Below are 16,947 nucleotides of genomic sequence, written 5' to 3'. Positions count from 1 at the left end.
ATTATGTTCTTTCCAGATGCAAAAACAAAAGGATTTCAAAAAGAATTTAAAGAAATTGAGAAGTTAATGAAGAAGCTTGGATATACTCGGTGGGCTTGGGACTACAAAAAAGTTACATATGATTACAAATATACGGTCGATGGTGTCGATTATTACCTTCGCCTCCCATGTCGGGTCGTAAATGAAAAACAATTGGAAAATCCAAAAGCTGTTGTAGAAACCAACATCCCAGTATTTGCTAGACATTTCTTCCCTCATGGTTTAGATAATGATGCAGCAGTTCCGGAAAAAATTCAAGCAGAGGTTAACGAAAAAATTAGCGAATTGGAAAAAAATTTATCAGCCAAGTAGAAAAGAGAAGAGGTTGAAGGACTTCCTTCCCCTCTTTTTTGCTTATATGTAAGGAAAATGGAAAAAGAAAACTACCCATTTGGCAGCTTTCTTTTTACCTTTTATTTGCAGCTGAATGCTTATCCAATGCCATCTTCCAAAAAATCATCTACATCGAAGTGGTGAATTTTTTCTTTTTCGTTCACTTCTACGCCATCTACTTTTACATTTACTTCTATGACTTGTAGCCCTGTCATATTTTCAACGGCTCGTTTCACATCTTCTTGGAGTTTGCGGCAAACATCATGAATTGGGACACCAAATTCTACAATTACCCGTAGATTGATCGCTGTCTCCACTTCACCGATTTCAACAGAGACACCTTTGCTCATATTTTTGCCGCCTACACGTCTTGCCCAGCCTTCGGTAATACCACCCGACATACTTGCTATTCCTGTTGATTTACCTGCTGTCAAACCTGCTATTACTGCTACCACATCATTAGATATTTGAATCAAATTTTGTTCTTCCATATGCATCTGCTGCTCTTAAGAAGGAGCAACCATGTCCTCCCCCTTCCTCTTCATAAAAAATGGATGAGGATATCTATGTCGGAAAATTCAAAAGTATGGATACAAGTACATTGTATACAACTTCCCCTACTATTTCAAACTGTTTAACTCACTTTGTAACCAGCGATCTTCACCATCATTTGTACTTGTGGATGCGTTAAATTAACTTTATAACCATAAAATATTTTATCTTGTATCTCTATCTCGTACGGAAGCAAATACTTTCCTTTTATTAAACGATTAAATAGATGATTGGATTCTAGTTCATCTAAATGAAACTTCCTGGAAATATCATTTTTAATCCAGGTGCTACCATAACTTTTCCCTATATTGTTTGGATCTCGATACCATTCATAAATTTGAACAACTGTATTGTGAATCAAGCGATCAACTTGCGAGAGAGTACTTAATTTTTCGACATTTAGAAATTCAAGCAAATTGTGTGCTTGGTCGCAAAACTCATGCAGCTGCGCCGATTTGGACAAACTCTCATCCCATAAACAAAATAATTCAACCCTTTTTCCCTTCGACCATAATCGATCCAAAAGAGGAATCATATCTTGATCCGCACTCACAATAACAAAGGTATGAATTTCTGGAATTTGGAACAGCACTTCCATCGTGTCCAAACAAAGTTGAATATCCGCGGCGTTTTTGCGATCTTTACCTTCTCTACCATTGCTGTATACTTGATTTACATGAACTCGTTTTTTTTGTAAACTCATCATGGATAAGTCGACTTGTTCAAAATCAGCATATGCTTCCATCATTCGGATAGAATCTTTGCCATAGTATTCCGTCAATCGTACAAACAAATTATGGGAGTCATCGGGATGGTCGGGGTCCATATGGTACTTTTTTAGCCCGTAGTAAACATTTTCTAAGTCAATGAAAATAGCTGTATCCTTCCGATAATCCACTGCAGCCCCTCCTTCCATATTTAAGCATGTTGGGAATATTCTCTGAATATTATCGTTTTCCTGCTTTTTTCTGGTGATAAACATTCGACTTTTCAAGGAAACATATTGACAAAATCCGAGTTTTTTGTATGGAAATCATTGATTGACAAAAACTAACCCAAAGGAGTAAATGCATATGAATCAAAAATGGTTTTATCCAGTTCTCATCGTTTCCACCTTAGCGAGTGGAGCAGCAAAATTCCTTGGCGGGAATGAGTCTCTCCAGTTCGCACTCGCTTGTCTATCCTTATTATTTTGGGCCGCCTTGCTAGGAAAAGCTACAGAAAATGTAGCACATTATGCTGGTGAACGACTTGGCGGATTATTAAACGCAACCTTCGGAAACGCTGCGGAATTGATAATCGCCATCTTTCTTGTCAAAGAAGGATTATTCGACATGGTAAAAGCCAGCATTACTGGTTCTATTATTGGAAATTTATTGTTAGTCCTAGGTTTGAGCGTTTTTGTCGGCGGAATAAAATTTAAAACGCAAAATTTCAACTCTTTACTAGCTGGTCACAATGCATCTTTGATGATGTTATCGGTCATCGCCCTTGTTGTACCTGCTGTCTTCCTCAAAGATTTACCTGCTGTAAAAGTAAACGGAGTAAGCCTGATTATTGCATCAGTACTTATAATTGGTTATCTTCTCTGGCTATACTTCTCACTCATCACTCATAAAAAAGAATTAGGAGAAGAAAATGGCACTCCAGCCAATGATAAGCATGAAGAACCTGAATTTTCGATGGGAATATCAATCTTACTCTTAGTAGTAGCAACGGTATTTGTCGCAATTCAAAGTGAATGGTTAGTACATACAGTAGAGCATGTCGCGAAAGCACTTGGCTGGTCAGAAGTATTTGTCGGTGCATTTCTCATTGCGATCATCGGAAATGCAGCAGAACATAGCGCGGCTATCTTCTTAGCTTTAAAAAATCGGATTGGGGCATCCGTTGAAATCGCCATTGGCAGCAGTTTGCAGATCGCCTTGTTTGTTGCTCCTGCACTTGTCTTTATCAGTCTTTTGTTCAATCAACAAATGACCCTTATCTTCAATGCTTATGAATTGACTGCGATCGGAGTTTCGGCAATTATTGCTTCATATATTTCGCGGGATGGTTCTACGAACTGGTATGAAGGAACACTGCTGCTCATTGTCTACATCATACTTGGAACTGTATTTTTTGTCGTTTAAGTCCGCCAGTGGCGGGCTTTTTTATTTTCCATTTTTTGTTTAAGTAGGGAATTGAAAAGGAAAAAACGAAATAAGAGAGATGGGAGGTATTACTATGTCTATTTGGCGGTATGAAAGAGAAGTAGAAAATATAAGGATAGAAATTGCACGTTTGGAAAAATTGATGAATGAAAAACAAGACGATTTTCAACGGGCTACGAAACGAGGAGATGAAACACAGGCGAGACAAGACCGCCGGGAACAACTTCGCATTAGCAGTAAAATCCGTCTACTCACCCGTGAACTGATATTAGCAGAACGCAAACTAGAACAAGAAACGAAAGAATCAGATACAAAAATATCCCCTGCAAACAGCGGGGATACACTATCCTTCTAAAATAATTGTATATAAATCTGCTAATTTTTGCTCCAATTCATGAAGGATTTGTTGTCCATCTTCCCGATTAATCAAGCCAATACGCACTGCAAAATCTATCTCTCGAGATAAACCAAACATTTGCGTATCCAAAACTTCTTCGTATAGTGGACATTTAGGTAGAGTTAAGTTGGCAAGTTGCACTGCGATCAACTGCTCTATTTTTTTTGCATCTTCTCTTAATAGAATCAATGCTCTTTGTTGTACATTGGTCTCAATCGGAATTGCCAAGAATGAAACCCCCTATCTACCGTAGCAACGGTTATCCCTTTAATGTAATTCATTATATAATAGACCTGCCTAACCTATGCTACAATCAGTGTATCATGAATAACTTCATTTTTGCAAAAGACAATAGAGAAGGGAATTTATAGAATGCATGATATCATTTTAATAACAGGCAATGTACAATATAAAATCACCTTAGACCCTACCATTTGGATCTTTGATGACCGACGCTTTCCACTTGAAGAACGCATCGAAGGAGCCGAAGGTCTGGCGATGGAAATCGAGCCGTTTATACATAACGCAAAACCACTGGAAAATACATCAAAAGCTATTTTGCATTTAAGAAACGGGGAAACAGTCGAACTGCGCTTCGCTGACCTTTTATCCAGTTTGGTATGTTTTGCCATCAACAATAAACCTGTCAGAGAAGGCGGTCCTGCACTGCTGTACTTAGCAGATGGTTCAAATAAAGCAAAACCGATAAGCGATATTAAAGAAATAGAATTAGTTTGACCTATTACTCAATCCCCATTAAAGGGGATTATTATAGTCTTGCGAGTGAGAAAACCCACGGTTTGAATCGTGGGATGTTAGCGAGTATCACTACAACAGGAACACGTGGGGCGCACGGGGTTAGCTTGGTAATGAAATAGTCATGAGGCTATGGTCCGCCAAGAATCCAACGGCTTTAGCCGTATGGAGTTGTCAAATCCTATTGTTTCCCTATCTCTCACTTTTCAAGCTTGGAAACAGTATAAGCATTAATTAGCGAATTTGAAACAAAAAAACACGATCGTTACTGTCCGAATTACAGGAAACGATCGTCATTTTTTAATGTTCTGGCATTGTTTGATTTGTTTCTAATGAATCGGAAGATTTGTATTTCATAATCGGAATTATCACCAATGCTCCGAATAAAAAGAGCATACCTGCACCTGTATAAATCGATACGAGCGAATAGGTGCTTTTCAAAGCGCCGGCAAAGGACATCGATAACACCATCATCCCCACGAACATCGGACTGAGCAATCCATTCACTCGACCAACAATTGAGGCATCAGACCATTTTAAGATCATGGTACTAATCCCAATATGAATACATGGTAGTACGAGCCCGTTTATAAATTGGATGATCAGCGTTAACAGCACACTGGTTGAAAATCCAATGATAATTGTACAAAGTGCACTCATCATCATTCCAAATGCCAGCAAATATTGTGGTTTAATCCGTTTGGCGATAACAGCAACAATCCCGCCCCCTATCAGCATGGCTCCTCCGCTTACCATCAACATGTACTGCAAAAATTCTTTCGACTTGCCCAATCTCTCCGTAACAATGAACAAATTGAGCGCTTGAACAAGGCCAACAGCCAAACCCGCCAAAGCGAATGTAACTCCAAGTATCCTGAGCGTTGGGCTATTCCATACATAGCGAAAACCTTCCATAAATTCTCTTCGAAACTGGTGCTTTTCCATTTTAGATGCGGCTTTGATCTTATCCTTAGGCAATCGTATCAGTACCAGAGCTGAAAACAAAAATACAAATCCCATTACCATTATAGATATTTCCAGTCCGAAATTGCTGTAACAAAACGTTCCCAGCATAGGACCGATAATCGAAAAAATGGCCATTAAGGATTGAAATAACGCCATCATCTGCTGTAACTGATGCTCGGAAACATGCTCTTTAATAAGACGCAATCCTGACGGTTGGGAGAACTGTGACAAGATAGCTGAGATAAACGTTACAAAGTATACCAACTGCCATGTACCCAAGTGTATGGAAAAGAGAACCAAAAATACAGAGACAGCAGAAAGCAAATCACACCAAATCATGGTTTTCTTTGGCATCCAACGATCTGCAAATGTTCCTCCAATAAAGGAAAATACAAAAATAGGCGAAAATTCAGCTATACTGATGAGCGATATTGCATATGGATCATTGTGTGTTTTATCTGCTACATACAGCAATATAGCAAAGTTCCTTACCCATATGCCAATCTGCAAAAGTATGTTTGATAATAATATTGTCTGAACGAATGTATTGCCGATCAGACTGGGTTTCTTTACCGTTTCCTGCACTGAATTCAAATTTATCCACTCCTTTTTAGTTCATTCTTGTCTCTGTCTCTACTATCTAAATACAGAGGAGTGACTTTTTAAGGGAACTATCTAGTTAGTCTAAAAGTACTTCAAGGACACATTTTTCATGATCTTTTAATCTGTCCTGCTTCTAAACTTTTTACCTTTATCGACTCACCTCTTGAAGACCACATTAAAATCGTACTACATTTATGCAATCTTTCAGTTTATAAGCACAAACCGCTTGATTTTACTGATTTCATTTCATTTCATGTTGTTACACGACTTTAAGCTTAAACTTTAAGTTATGAGGTATTCGATAAATATCATCTGTATACCGAACAACGCAATGACAGTACGACTACGGAGATACAAAAAACTTATAAGTGCAGTCAGCAAACGAGCGAAGTGCTCTGATCTTACCAAGAGTAATTGAATCTATATGGAGGCTGTCTGTTTTACTCAAAGAGAATGAATACTCACCATAAAAACATTTTCTGACATCATTATTCTTCTTTACCAAGCTTTTTACGAATATTTTCGCTCCATTGTGCTTTATTTTTTTCGGTCCAAGTCTGCACTTGCAGCTGATGTAACAGGTCATCGCAAAAACCGCCAACATCCTCTCCCACTACATCCAGCACCTTCTTACCCTCTTGCGCACTTGATTCAAATAGTTCTAATACATCTTCCAGCGCTTTATATATTGCCAGGGCAGAGTCCGTGTCAGATGCAAAAGACAATAAGTAATTTTCCATCTCTTTTATTACGATTTGATAATCCCTTGGCAATTCATTAATCTGTTTTTTGTATCTTTTATATTCCTCTTTTTCTTGTTTCCATTTCGCTCCAATAGCCAAATCGATTAAATTCGTAAAAATATTTTTTTCCATCTTGATTCTCCTGTCATTCATTTATTTTTGATGTCTTTAAGCTGATTTCATCACGAAGTTCCCGTGGTATTTCGAATTTCCAAGAAAACACCTTTTCTACTTTGTATCACCAAGTACTTCTATATAGTAATACCAAGTAGGTAGTCGTGTCAATAGCCCGATTTATTTTTTTCTGAAATGGTTCATTAATTTCCTATTCTAAGCTTTTTGTGTATGATTCAGTTCAGTTGTTCTTTTCTTTGCTCCTCCCATGTTTCTGTACGGACATCTTTTAGAAGATCATCGCAAAAACCACTGACATCCTGTCCTACTACATCCGGGGATAGTAGGAGAAAATCACATCTAATATTAAATAGCCTTCCTGATCAGGGAAGGTTTTTTATTTTGGATCTAAAAATACAGAATATCTAGAAAATAACCTCCCTCCAGAGCAGCAGCCCCTTAGGCCTAGAACCAGCAACTGACGACTGAGGGGCAATGTAACCATATAACGGAAAAAAAACCGATCCATGCTTACGAATCGGTTCTTTTCATTTGAGGAATTCATTATAGATCAAAGTCGTTGATTCAGATCCATATGAAATTCACCGTATTGTAAACAACTTTCCTTGACAACTCCATACGGCTAAAGCTGTTGGATTCTTGGGACTGTAGCCTTATGGCTATTTCATTACCAAGCTAACCCCGTGCAAACCACGGTTTATGTTGTTTCATTTTTTCTTTGCCGCGAGCAAACTTGGTTTTCGTCTGTCGTGACTATACATATAGTATCATGCGAATATATGTTTGTAAACCTGCTTTTTACAAAGGTACGAGTGAAGAAAAAATCTTACCCTCGTTACATGCTCGCTTTCATCCCACGATTTTAACCGTGGGTTTTCTCGCTCGCAAGACTATAAGCTTTTGTCAGTTTTTATAGATGTATAAATACTATTTTATAAAAAATGAAAATACATATAAAATGAATGTTATCTATATTCCGTAAAATCTCACAGACAGAAAACATTCAAATATAGTAGGATAGAATTGAATAGAACTTTCACACTCCATTTCAGAAAAGGCTGGCGATACTGTGAAAAAACTAGCAAAAACATTACTTGCTACTACCCTTTTGGCTGGAGCAATTCTCCCAATCACGGCATCCATTCCAAATGCGAATGCTGCTTCTCTACATCCTAGTAAAGTATCCGTACAAAAACAACATAAACAAACACTTGACCAAACGCGAAAATTGGCTGCTCAAGGAAAAGTAATCAACAGTGAGCATTTTGGACTAGGCACCAAGAAAAAAGACATTTTACGCAAATGGGGCAAACCACAATCTACTGAACCAACTGGAGATAAATCTGAACAAATCGAATATAAAAAACGCGCAATTAGCTTTGGAATTTACAAAGGTAAAGTAACAAGTATATTAACCACGGACAAACGTATTCTTGCTTTAACACATGATGAAGTTAAGAAAGCATGGGGTAAACCGATCAAACACGATCAAGGCGCAGGTCAAGTTTATGAGACATATAAAGCAGGCAAACATTACATCGATATTCATTGGACCAATGTAACAGAGAAGAAAGATGGATTGGAATTAGTAGATCTGGTTGTCTGGTAAGAAATAAACAAGTGAAAATGAGATTTGAGCCGTATCTAATAGAGATACGGCTTTTTCGTTTTATTTCCTTTTGCGAAAAAGGGACGGTTCTCTTGTCGCAAACAGATGCTTTTAAAATATACGTGTCTGGGATTAGAGGCAAACTCCAAATACACTGCAATCCTCACCATATCCCCTATTCTTTTCATGTCATTTTATAAAGATATGATATATTTAAATTTAGTAATATTTTTATAACTGATTGAGAAAAGGTGGGATTTTTATTGGTTAGTTATCAAACTTTATTCACTTTTGCACTCGTTTCCCTAGGTATGGTATGCTCACCTGGTCCAAATATGATTTATTTGCTATCCCGCTCCATTTCGCAAGGCAGGAAAGCCGGAATATATTCACTACTGGGAGTTATTTTAGGTTTTATCATTTATCTAATCGCGACCATGTTGGGATTTACAGTTCTCTTTTTAGCTGTTCCGTTTCTTTACCAAGCGATTAAATGGCTGGGAGCTGCTTACTTACTCTGGCTTGCTTGGAAATCAATAAAACCCGGATCCTCCGCCATTTTTGAAACTGCAAATCTTCAACATGAAACACCCAAAAAACTATTTTTCATGGGGTTCATGACGAATTTATTAAACCCAAAAATCGCAGTTTTATATGTGTCTTTGTTACCTCAATTTACTGATCCAACGCATGGTTCTTTACTCAAACAAATCACTATTTTAGGCTGTACGCAAATCATAATCAGTATGTTAATCAACTTATCGATTGTACTAATGGCAAGCAAGATAGCGAAATGGTTTAGCAGTCGTCCATCATGGATAAAAATTCAAAAATGGCTGATGGCAACTGTATTGACAGGACTTGCTGTTCGTCTTGCTTTTGAACAACAAAAATAATGAATCACACACAAATATCTCCTAAAAAAAACGAACCACTAAGAAAACTTAGTGGTTCATTTTTTTGTGCAATCGAACTCCTTACTTCTGATTAAACTTGTTCTAAAAAGGATTGTTCACATATGGACCCTTGATCGCAATCCTCATTAACAATGCTGCCATATATTTTGGTGTATATGGCATATCCTTTTCCAGCCACCATACAATCACCTCCAAAAAAGCCGCTGCAAAGTACCTCACAGCGATTTCCCGTGGAACAGTAAGCTGCTCATCATCCGGTTGTACATGAGTTATTCCCTTTGAAATAAACTCAGCGAGAACATCCTTTATATAGGAAGTAAAATGAGGCATGTTTTTTTCCGTCAAAAACACCTTATATAGGTTACTATTTTGCGAAACATGCTCGAAAAGCCGGATAAAAACGACATGCGGTTTACCACTTAAAAAGTCAAACTCCTTGTCTTCTTCAAAAGATGAGTCAATACACTCGGTTAAGTCCTTTACAATTTCTCTTGAACTCTGATAAAGAAGATCAAGTTTATCACGATAATGCAGGTAAAAGGTGGCTCGATTTACAGTGGCACGACTTGTAATATCTTGTACCGTTATCTTCTCATATCCTCGCTCGTGAATTAACTCAACCAATGCGTCCCTTAACATTTGACGCGTTCTTACCACTCGTGGATCCAACTTTTTTGACATTTTGCCTCTCCTTGTATTACTTTTTCACCTTTCACAACACAACTCTCCGAGCTGTCGATTAAGCAACTGATCTTGAAGCTGTGTTGATTGCGCTTTTATGGCTGACTGTTATAATTATCTTATCAACACTATGTTGATAAAACAACTAATTGTTAATGTGTTCACGGTACCGTGATAATCCGGATATTTTCTTACACATTACTGCAAAGGTAGATCAACCTGAAAAAATCCATAGATAACATAAATGTGATACAAGAGCAGCCATTCCTTATCTGCATCAAGGGGATTGTACGCTGAATATGGAGGAATGAAACATGGAACTGGCAAACAAAGTCGCTGTAATAACTGGAGCTGGAAGTGGAATTGGACGAGCCAGCAGCAGAAAATTAGCATCGAACGGCGCAAAAGTCGTCTTAGTTGATTTCAATAATGAAACGGGAGAAGAAACATTAAAACTCATTAAAGAACAAGGCGGAGAAGGTATTTTTGTCCAAGCAGATGTGTCAAAAAGTGAACAGGTGCAAAACTATGTAAACAAAACAGTTGAAACATATGGACGCATCGATATATTTTTCAACAATGCAGGTATTATTCAAAAGTTTGCCCCTTTCACATCGGTTGAAGAAACCGAATTTGACCGGATCATGGCTGTCAATGCAAAAGGGATATTCCTTGGATTGAAATATGTATTAAAAGTAATGGACGAACAAGGATCTGGCTCGATTATAAACACTGCTTCAACCGCCGGTATCCGCGCAGAACACAGCGTTGCCGTATACTCTGCCAGCAAACATGCAGTAGTAGGTTTGACAAAGGGCGCTGCATTAGAATATGCCAAAAAAGGCATTCGCATTAATGCACTCTGTCCAGGAGGGGTGCAAACCGCATTAACAGCAAGTGTTACAGAACAGTTCGAAAAAGGCGGCTATGTCCCTGAAGAAATCCCAAATATGAGAATAGGTCGTTATGCTGATCCGGAAGAACTCGCTGAAATGGTTGCTTACTTAGCTTCCGACAAAGCGAGTTATATGAATGGTTCCATAGTTGTTGTCGACGGAGGCTTAACTTTATAAATTTATCATTTCAAAAAGAAAGGGCGTATAGCTATGAGTCGTTTAAGCGGAAAAGTGGCAATCATTACAGGAGCAGCGATGGGAATGGGTGCTTCCGAAGCAAAACTATTTGCAGCAGAAGGAGCAAAAGTCATCGCGACAGATGTTCAAGTAGAACCTTTGAATCAAGTGATAGAGGAAATAAAAGCAAACGGCGGAGAAGCGGTAGCAATGAAACATGATGTTACATCGGAAGAGCAATGGAAATTGGTTATCAATGAAGCAGTAAACCGTTATGGAAAAGTCGATATCCTTGTGAATAATGCCGGTGTTTCCTCACCAAAAACCATTGCCAACATGGAAATGGATGAATGGAATAAAATTTTGGACATTGACCTAAACGGCTGTGTAATCGGTATGAAATATGTCATACCTGAAATGAAGAAAACTGGCAGCGGTTCCATCATCAATATTTCTTCCATCGGCGGTATTGTCGGAATGGCAGGTACAAGCCCATATACTGCGGCAAAAGGAGCACTTCGTGTTTTATCCAAATCAGCGGCAGTGGAATATGGAAAAGATAAAATCCGTGTCAATTCTATCCATCCAGGCATCATCATCACACCAATGACTGAACCAACGATGAAAGATGCACTCCCTTACTACAAAACATTTACGCAGCTCCCATACTTCGGTGAACCCGAAGATATTGCCTATGGTGCACTATTTCTCGCATCAGATGAATCGCGCTTTATGACAGGATCGGAATTAGTCATGGATGGCGGCTGGACTGCTCTTTAATTTGGCAATTTAAGGGCAAAGGCGCATTATATATGCTAAAAATTGAATAAAACAGACACCCGTTCTTTAAAGAACGGGTGTCTGTTTCATTCTCGTTGTCCTCTTATGGTTGAAATCATTTGGTCAAAATGCAGCAAGAGCACTGTAAGGAACCAATCTGTTATTAGCTACATAATTAATACAGGATTTAGGATTAGTTCCCCACCCCATACCAATCAGTGAAGTGAAATGAAAACGAGAAGTAATCTTGCGCGCCTTTTATGTAGTGTAAGAAATTTCCATCTTTAGGGTGTCTTTTTTTCTTTCCGCCCTTTTCTGATAATATGTAAGATAGATTAGATCCCAACCTATCCGAACAAAGAAAGGAAAGTCATGGGTAGAAGTGTAGCTGTGCTGGTTTATCCCGTTGCTTCTGGACCGGCTCGGCTTGAAATGTCACCAGACAAGGCAGGCGGAATTGCAGGTGTCTTTCTGGAGTGTGGTATCTATACAAACATTCCCACACTCCCTGGACATGACTCCAACTACCGTGCTCTTGCCAAGAGTACAGCGAGTGAGTGGGTCGACAAGATCAAAAAGGTCTTGGAGCCGCTTCTTCAGGACAAAAAAGTAGAGAATATCTACCTCGTCGCTGACTCTTCAGGGGCTGCGATTGCTCTAAAGGCACTCATCGAGCTGCGTGAAAAAAAAATCAAGCTCGACCGAGTCAAGGTACGTTTGATCAACCCTCCCGTCAACATCAAGGGAGTGTCCACTCAGCTTATCAGGCAGATTGGTAAGCATGTCCCGCGGTGGGTCTTGGAATGGGTATTCGTCCCGAATGTTCCAAGGATCAGCGAACGGCATCATCGCCAGTACCTCAAGCAAGGACTGGCGTTCAAGCTGTTTCCAATCTCAGCGGTAGTAGAAATCATGGAGCTGGTCAGGTGTCTACTGGAATCCGAGTTGGGGAACTTGGGTGTCAAGGACCTGATCTTTATCCAGTCGGCAAACGACGGTGTCTTTCGACCCAACAGCCTTCAAGTTCTGCAAAGCAAATTCGGGAATGATGTCTCCATCATCACAATCGATGGAACCCATGGTTTTCCTGAGCGAGAGGCATGGATGGAGCTCAGGAAAGTGATCCGAGGAATGATCATCAACTGAGATCAAGGCGGCTTTCCATTGGGACAGCCGCCGAGCGAGAATAATGGTATGTAAATATAGATTTTTAATATCTTTTTTTAAAACGAAGAGAGAAAAAAACATGATATTCTTTCTTTAGGATTAAAAAGGAATGATGGCGCTTTTTCTGCTTTCTTTCTCACAATATAGCCTGAACATCTATGTTTTCATTAGGGAAGCTTCGCACACTTGCAATCACTGTTAAAGCCATAATACGAGAAAGAGGACAACTCTAAATCGAGTTGTCCTCTTTTTATCTTATTCCTCTTCTTCTTTACCCAATGCAACATTATTAAATGATTTATTTTCTTTTAACCCTAAAAATCAACTTTATTTATTGATTAGGACAACAATAAATATCAAATACCAAACAGATGTAGGTACCGTTGATTATATCCTCTTTGTTGATCGTAAACCAGTAGGTGTGATTGAAGCAAAAAAAAAGATGATCACAAGTTAATTTTTGTAGAACAATTATCTAATTACGCTACTAGCAAATGGAAATATTTAAATAATGATCCTCTTCCTTTTGTTTTCAAAAGCAATGGTGTACGGACCGTTTTACTGATTATCGCGATCTAAAGCCAAGAGCAAGAGAGATCTTAACTTTTCACCGTCCAGAAACCTTATTAAATCATTCGAAATGGTTCCACTGTTTAGACAATAATTCAGACATATGACTCTATGCTAAAAAATCCCGAATCAGAAAGTGTCGGGATTTTTTATGAATTTAAACATAGCAAAAGAATTTATAGTTGTAGGGCTAAAAGATTACTCAGCAGGTACTAAAAAGAACTTCTGAGGGGTCTTTGAAACGTCTAACCATTGGTCAGCAAAATTTAAGTACCAACCGTTGTTTTCATGTTCAATAATATAACCATCCTGATATGGTTTAAAAGTAAATCTATAACCAACTGACATTTTATCTAGGTAGATATAATTATTCCACATGCTATAGCTACTTTGGTTAATAGAAAAAGTATCATATCCGCTATGGGTGGTTTGTTTCATTTGGATAGCATATCTACCATTACCATCTTCGACAAGTCGAATAGGTGTGCCTTCTGGATATGTTTCACTTGACCCGTTTTGAGATGAGAGGCGGACATAATCCCAATTACTCATAGCCTGCTGATAAGTTAAAGCACGTGTTTTATTGAAAGAGGGAACGATGTAATAGTCTTTGCTAGTGTCGAACTTTGCTGGTTCTACTTGGGCATTACCCGATATTGGAGTTGTGAATAATAGCGAAAAACAAATGGCAAAAGCGACTAGCAAAGAAAAATATTTTTTCAAATTCATACCACCTTTAATTAGTATTTAAATCTACTAATATTTTAACAAATAGGGATGAAATGTAAATACAATATATGTAATATTATATATTTTTCACAAAAATCCCATATTTTCCGGTTAAGTATTTTTTCTGTCGAAGGAATTCTTCCGCTTTTCTGATGGTGACTTCTACCACATAGTCTTCTAATAAGAGTGTATCGCTCTGCTTAAATATGTACATAGAATTTGTGGTGGATTCTTCAAGATAAATTTAAATATTTTGTTAATAAATTCCGGTTTTTATAAATGGCAACAAGCATTAAACAGCATCTTCTTAACAATGGATGTTGTATACTTCCACCTACTATCAATACAGAAACTTTGTTGATTTTTTGTTCTTGATCCATTGCAACTTCTACACCACATTCTCTCGCATGCACGGGAAACGGGAGTGATTATTGATCATCCACGCACCAACATTATTCAATAATCTGCCTCCCACATTTGTATAAAATGTTCCTGATAAAAAAGAAATCCTATTATTGGGACTTTTAATCTTCGGTAATTTAAATGGAAAAAAAGAAAAGTGTGGAAAAATTTTTTGGAGCTCAAAAAGTAAACATTTTCTTCCCTTCACGCGACCTCGGTAGAGAACTGCCTGTTATCGCCTCCGAAGATTTTTTAGCAGCAAATACATTAGCTGAGTTTGTTCGAAAACATGGAGCTCACCCCAGCCTATCCTATCTACCTAATGATATAGATATGAATTTTACTACGGGAGATATTGTTATATGTGGACCAAAAACGTCTCCAACGATAAAAAAACTCCTTGAAATAGACCCCTATTATCAATTCCGTGAAGATGCAAGTAGTCAATGGAAATTTGTTGATCTATCAAGTCATAATGAATTAATATCTCCGATGGACAAAGAGCAGCCAGAACAAAAAGATATAGCATACTTAGGCAGACTTCGTTTTCACCGTGAAAGAGAAGATACTTTTATTCTAATAGCTGGAATTCATGCGATGGGTAGTTATGGTACTGCTAATTTTCTTAGTCAAATACAAAATATCCGACTTTTTAACAGAGAAACGGAAAATCGATGTTTTTCTACAATCGTATTAACGAATTATCAAACAACCCCATTACAAATAGTTTCCAATCATATCTTTATGCCAGTTAAAAAACATTGATAAACCATCTCTAATCTAACAGACACCAATCCTTGGAGAACTGGTGTCTTTTTTATCCTATTTATTATCGTGCAGTTTCATCATCATCACCCATAAAGGATACCGATCGATTACAGAATATCATACAAATCCTCCTCTAACGTCCAGCCAATTTTCCTTTGCAGATAATATAACTCCTCTGCCCACTGAGAAAATTCTTTTCTATCATTAATTTTATCAAAACAACCAGTTAATTCATACACAGCAGTATATTTGCGGTCTAAATATTCATGTTTATCACAAAGTGAAATAGCTTCTTTAAAGTAGGCTATTGCCTTCTCATGTTGCTCTTGTTTTTTCATACAAATCCCAGAGACAATAAGCATTTTTACCAATCGAACTTCATCTTGAACCTCTCTACCGATTAATAGAGCCTGTTCCATGCACTCTTTTGCTTTTACCCAATCACTATGGATTGTATATAAATTAATCAAACAAGTATAGGCATCTGCATGCCTCCGTGGGGATTTCTGTTCAGAATCTAACTCTAGTATAAGGTGAAAATAATCCAATGCTAGTTCATAGTTTTTTTGTTTTAAATAGATGCTGCCTAGAATGTTTAAAAAATCAAGTAATAGACTCTTTTGAGATAAATTCCGTTGAGCAATTTCTATACTATCTTTGCAACATTGTTCAGCTTCTTCTAACATATTACTTCTCATCAAAAGAAAACAATGTGATTTATACAAAAGCAGTTTTACTCGCATGCTTTGAATATGATGGATAGACGACCAAATTTGATTTATTTGTGTGTATGCTTCTTTTGTGCGACCAAATTTGTACAGATAAAAGATGTGATTGCATATTAACACGTATTTGATTTCGTTTTGCTCTTCCCCTTCAACCTGCTCCAGTCCTTTTTCTACATAATAAATCGCTTTTTGCAGTTCATTTTGCTGATAACAACAAGCGCTTAAATCGTTATAACATTTTGCTATTAAATGTTCTTTAACGTGTAGTATCTGTTTCTTACAAATCTCCAATGACTTATTCCAAAGTTTTTTGGCTCTTTCTACGTCATTATGAGCAAATGCTTGTAATCCTTTTAAGTAATTAGCATAGGGGAATAAAGCATGGTATTCACTAGGCATGTATCTGCTCAGTAGCCTCTTTGCTTGAGCTAAATCTTGATCATCCAACATACTCTCCACACATTCCAACTTTCTCCTCAATATCTCTATCGCCAACAATTCCCGCCTCTTTAACTCCTCCACTCCCTCTCTATCATATCCAAGAGCCTGAAATAAGTAGTAGACCTTACTCTCCGAAGGGTTGCCTTCCATATTTTCAATATTAGAGATAGTGCCAACGGAAATATTGTCGTCTTTTAAGTTTTCCAGTGTAAGCCCTTGATCCATTCTGATCTTTCTGGCGAGATAAGCAAGAAAGGGCAGATCGTTTTGAAAGTCCATTTATTCCCCCCGCTCACATTGCATTCATAAATTTAAGCCATATTATGATAGATTCGACACTTATTAGCAAATATTCATTTTTCATTGGGAATTGTGAAAATCGATGAAATAGTTGGCGGAAGGATG

The 16,947-nt window shown here is 37.8% G+C and carries 18 protein-coding genes; 10 read left to right on the top strand and 8 right to left on the bottom strand.

Annotation, left to right across the window (positions count from 1 at the left end):
* The first annotated feature begins 3 nt into the window (after nt 1–3).
* Nucleotides 4–351 carry a YugN family protein gene (locus AC5WOC_RS13955; RefSeq protein WP_496056017.1) on the top strand — a complete coding sequence of 116 codons (348 nt, stop codon included), beginning with the start codon at nt 4–6 and terminating at the stop codon, nt 349–351.
* A gap of 119 nt (nt 352–470) precedes the next feature.
* Here AC5WOC_RS13955 and AC5WOC_RS13950 read toward each other — a convergent pair whose 3' ends face one another.
* Nucleotides 471–863, bottom strand: a complete 393-nt coding sequence (locus AC5WOC_RS13950; protein ID WP_496056016.1) for an Asp23/Gls24 family envelope stress response protein — start codon at nt 861–863, stop codon at nt 471–473.
* A gap of 143 nt (nt 864–1,006) precedes the next feature.
* The gene (locus AC5WOC_RS13945; protein WP_496056015.1) at nt 1,007–1,822 is read right to left on the bottom strand and encodes an NYN domain-containing protein; all 816 of its coding nucleotides are present in this window, start codon (nt 1,820–1,822) and stop codon (nt 1,007–1,009) included.
* Nucleotides 1,823–1,997: 175 nt separating this feature from the next.
* Between AC5WOC_RS13945 and cax the strand changes: the two genes are divergently transcribed.
* Together cax and AC5WOC_RS13935 are read left to right on the top strand one after the other, a co-directional pair.
* Complete coding sequence (gene cax / locus AC5WOC_RS13940) at nt 1,998–3,056, top strand: calcium/proton exchanger (protein ID WP_496056014.1); 1,059 nt, start codon at nt 1,998–2,000, stop codon at nt 3,054–3,056.
* Between the two features lie 94 nt (nt 3,057–3,150).
* Nucleotides 3,151–3,432: a hypothetical protein gene (locus AC5WOC_RS13935; RefSeq protein ID WP_496056013.1), complete on the top strand. Its 282-nt coding sequence runs from the start codon at nt 3,151–3,153 to the stop codon at nt 3,430–3,432.
* Here AC5WOC_RS13935 and AC5WOC_RS13930 read toward each other — a convergent pair.
* The gene (locus tag AC5WOC_RS13930; protein ID WP_496056012.1) at nt 3,421–3,702 is read right to left on the bottom strand and encodes an Fpa/YlaN family protein; all 282 of its coding nucleotides are present in this window, start codon (nt 3,700–3,702) and stop codon (nt 3,421–3,423) included. The two genes, AC5WOC_RS13935 and AC5WOC_RS13930, sit on opposite strands and share 12 nt — an antisense overlap.
* A 144-nt stretch (nt 3,703–3,846) precedes the next feature.
* On the opposite strand from AC5WOC_RS13930, the gene AC5WOC_RS13925 reads away from it, so the two are divergent.
* Nucleotides 3,847–4,212, top strand: coding sequence for a hypothetical protein (locus tag AC5WOC_RS13925; RefSeq protein WP_496056011.1), 366 nt, complete (start codon nt 3,847–3,849; stop codon nt 4,210–4,212).
* Between the two features lie 318 nt (nt 4,213–4,530).
* On the opposite strand, the gene AC5WOC_RS13920 is transcribed toward AC5WOC_RS13925, so the two are convergent.
* Nucleotides 4,531–5,790 (bottom strand): MFS transporter, encoded by a 1,260-nt coding sequence (locus AC5WOC_RS13920; protein WP_496056010.1) that lies wholly within the window; start codon nt 5,788–5,790, stop codon nt 4,531–4,533.
* A gap of 497 nt (nt 5,791–6,287) precedes the next feature.
* Entirely contained in the window at nt 6,288–6,674 is a 387-nt protein-coding gene (locus tag AC5WOC_RS13915) for a DUF1048 domain-containing protein (protein WP_496056009.1), read from the bottom strand.
* 1,072 nt (nt 6,675–7,746) lie between these two features.
* On the opposite strand from AC5WOC_RS13915, the gene AC5WOC_RS13910 reads away from it, so the two are divergent.
* Entirely contained in the window at nt 7,747–8,286 is a 540-nt protein-coding gene (locus tag AC5WOC_RS13910; RefSeq protein ID WP_496056008.1) for a DUF4309 domain-containing protein, read from the top strand.
* A 263-nt stretch (nt 8,287–8,549) separates the two neighbouring features.
* Entirely contained in the window at nt 8,550–9,182 is a 633-nt protein-coding gene (locus AC5WOC_RS13905) for a LysE family translocator (protein ID WP_496056007.1), read from the top strand.
* A 102-nt stretch (nt 9,183–9,284) separates the two neighbouring features.
* Here the strand turns inward: AC5WOC_RS13905 and AC5WOC_RS13900 are convergent, their stop codons facing one another.
* Nucleotides 9,285–9,884, bottom strand: a complete 600-nt coding sequence (locus AC5WOC_RS13900; protein WP_496056006.1) for a TetR/AcrR family transcriptional regulator — start codon at nt 9,882–9,884, stop codon at nt 9,285–9,287.
* Between the two features lie 314 nt (nt 9,885–10,198).
* Between AC5WOC_RS13900 and AC5WOC_RS13895 the strand changes: the two genes are divergently transcribed.
* The 3 genes from AC5WOC_RS13895 to AC5WOC_RS13885 all read left to right on the top strand — a co-directional run bounded on the left by AC5WOC_RS13895 (nt 10,199) and on the right by AC5WOC_RS13885 (nt 12,883).
* Nucleotides 10,199–10,957, top strand: a complete 759-nt coding sequence (locus AC5WOC_RS13895) for an SDR family NAD(P)-dependent oxidoreductase (protein WP_496056005.1) — start codon at nt 10,199–10,201, stop codon at nt 10,955–10,957.
* Nucleotides 10,958–10,990: 33 nt separating this feature from the next.
* On the top strand, nt 10,991–11,737 hold the full coding sequence (locus AC5WOC_RS13890; protein WP_496056004.1) for a glucose 1-dehydrogenase: 747 nt from the start codon (nt 10,991–10,993) through the stop codon (nt 11,735–11,737).
* A 372-nt stretch (nt 11,738–12,109) separates the two neighbouring features.
* On the top strand, nt 12,110–12,883 hold the full coding sequence (locus AC5WOC_RS13885; protein ID WP_496056003.1) for an alpha/beta hydrolase: 774 nt from the start codon (nt 12,110–12,112) through the stop codon (nt 12,881–12,883).
* A gap of 789 nt (nt 12,884–13,672) precedes the next feature.
* Here the strand turns inward: AC5WOC_RS13885 and AC5WOC_RS13880 are convergent.
* The gene (locus AC5WOC_RS13880) at nt 13,673–14,197 is read right to left on the bottom strand and encodes a hypothetical protein (RefSeq protein WP_496056002.1); all 525 of its coding nucleotides are present in this window, start codon (nt 14,195–14,197) and stop codon (nt 13,673–13,675) included.
* A gap of 567 nt (nt 14,198–14,764) precedes the next feature.
* Between AC5WOC_RS13880 and AC5WOC_RS13875 the strand changes: the two genes are divergently transcribed.
* Entirely contained in the window at nt 14,765–15,370 is a 606-nt protein-coding gene (locus tag AC5WOC_RS13875; RefSeq protein ID WP_496056001.1) for a hypothetical protein, read from the top strand.
* A gap of 110 nt (nt 15,371–15,480) precedes the next feature.
* Here AC5WOC_RS13875 and AC5WOC_RS13870 read toward each other — a convergent pair whose 3' ends face one another.
* Nucleotides 15,481–16,821, bottom strand: a complete 1,341-nt coding sequence (locus AC5WOC_RS13870) for a hypothetical protein (RefSeq protein ID WP_496056000.1) — start codon at nt 16,819–16,821, stop codon at nt 15,481–15,483.
* Between the last annotated feature and the right edge of the window lie 126 nt (nt 16,822–16,947).

It is taken from the genome of Shimazuella sp. NTD247 (assembly GCF_059510415.1).
This window is presented reverse-complemented; position numbering and strand designations above follow the sequence as displayed.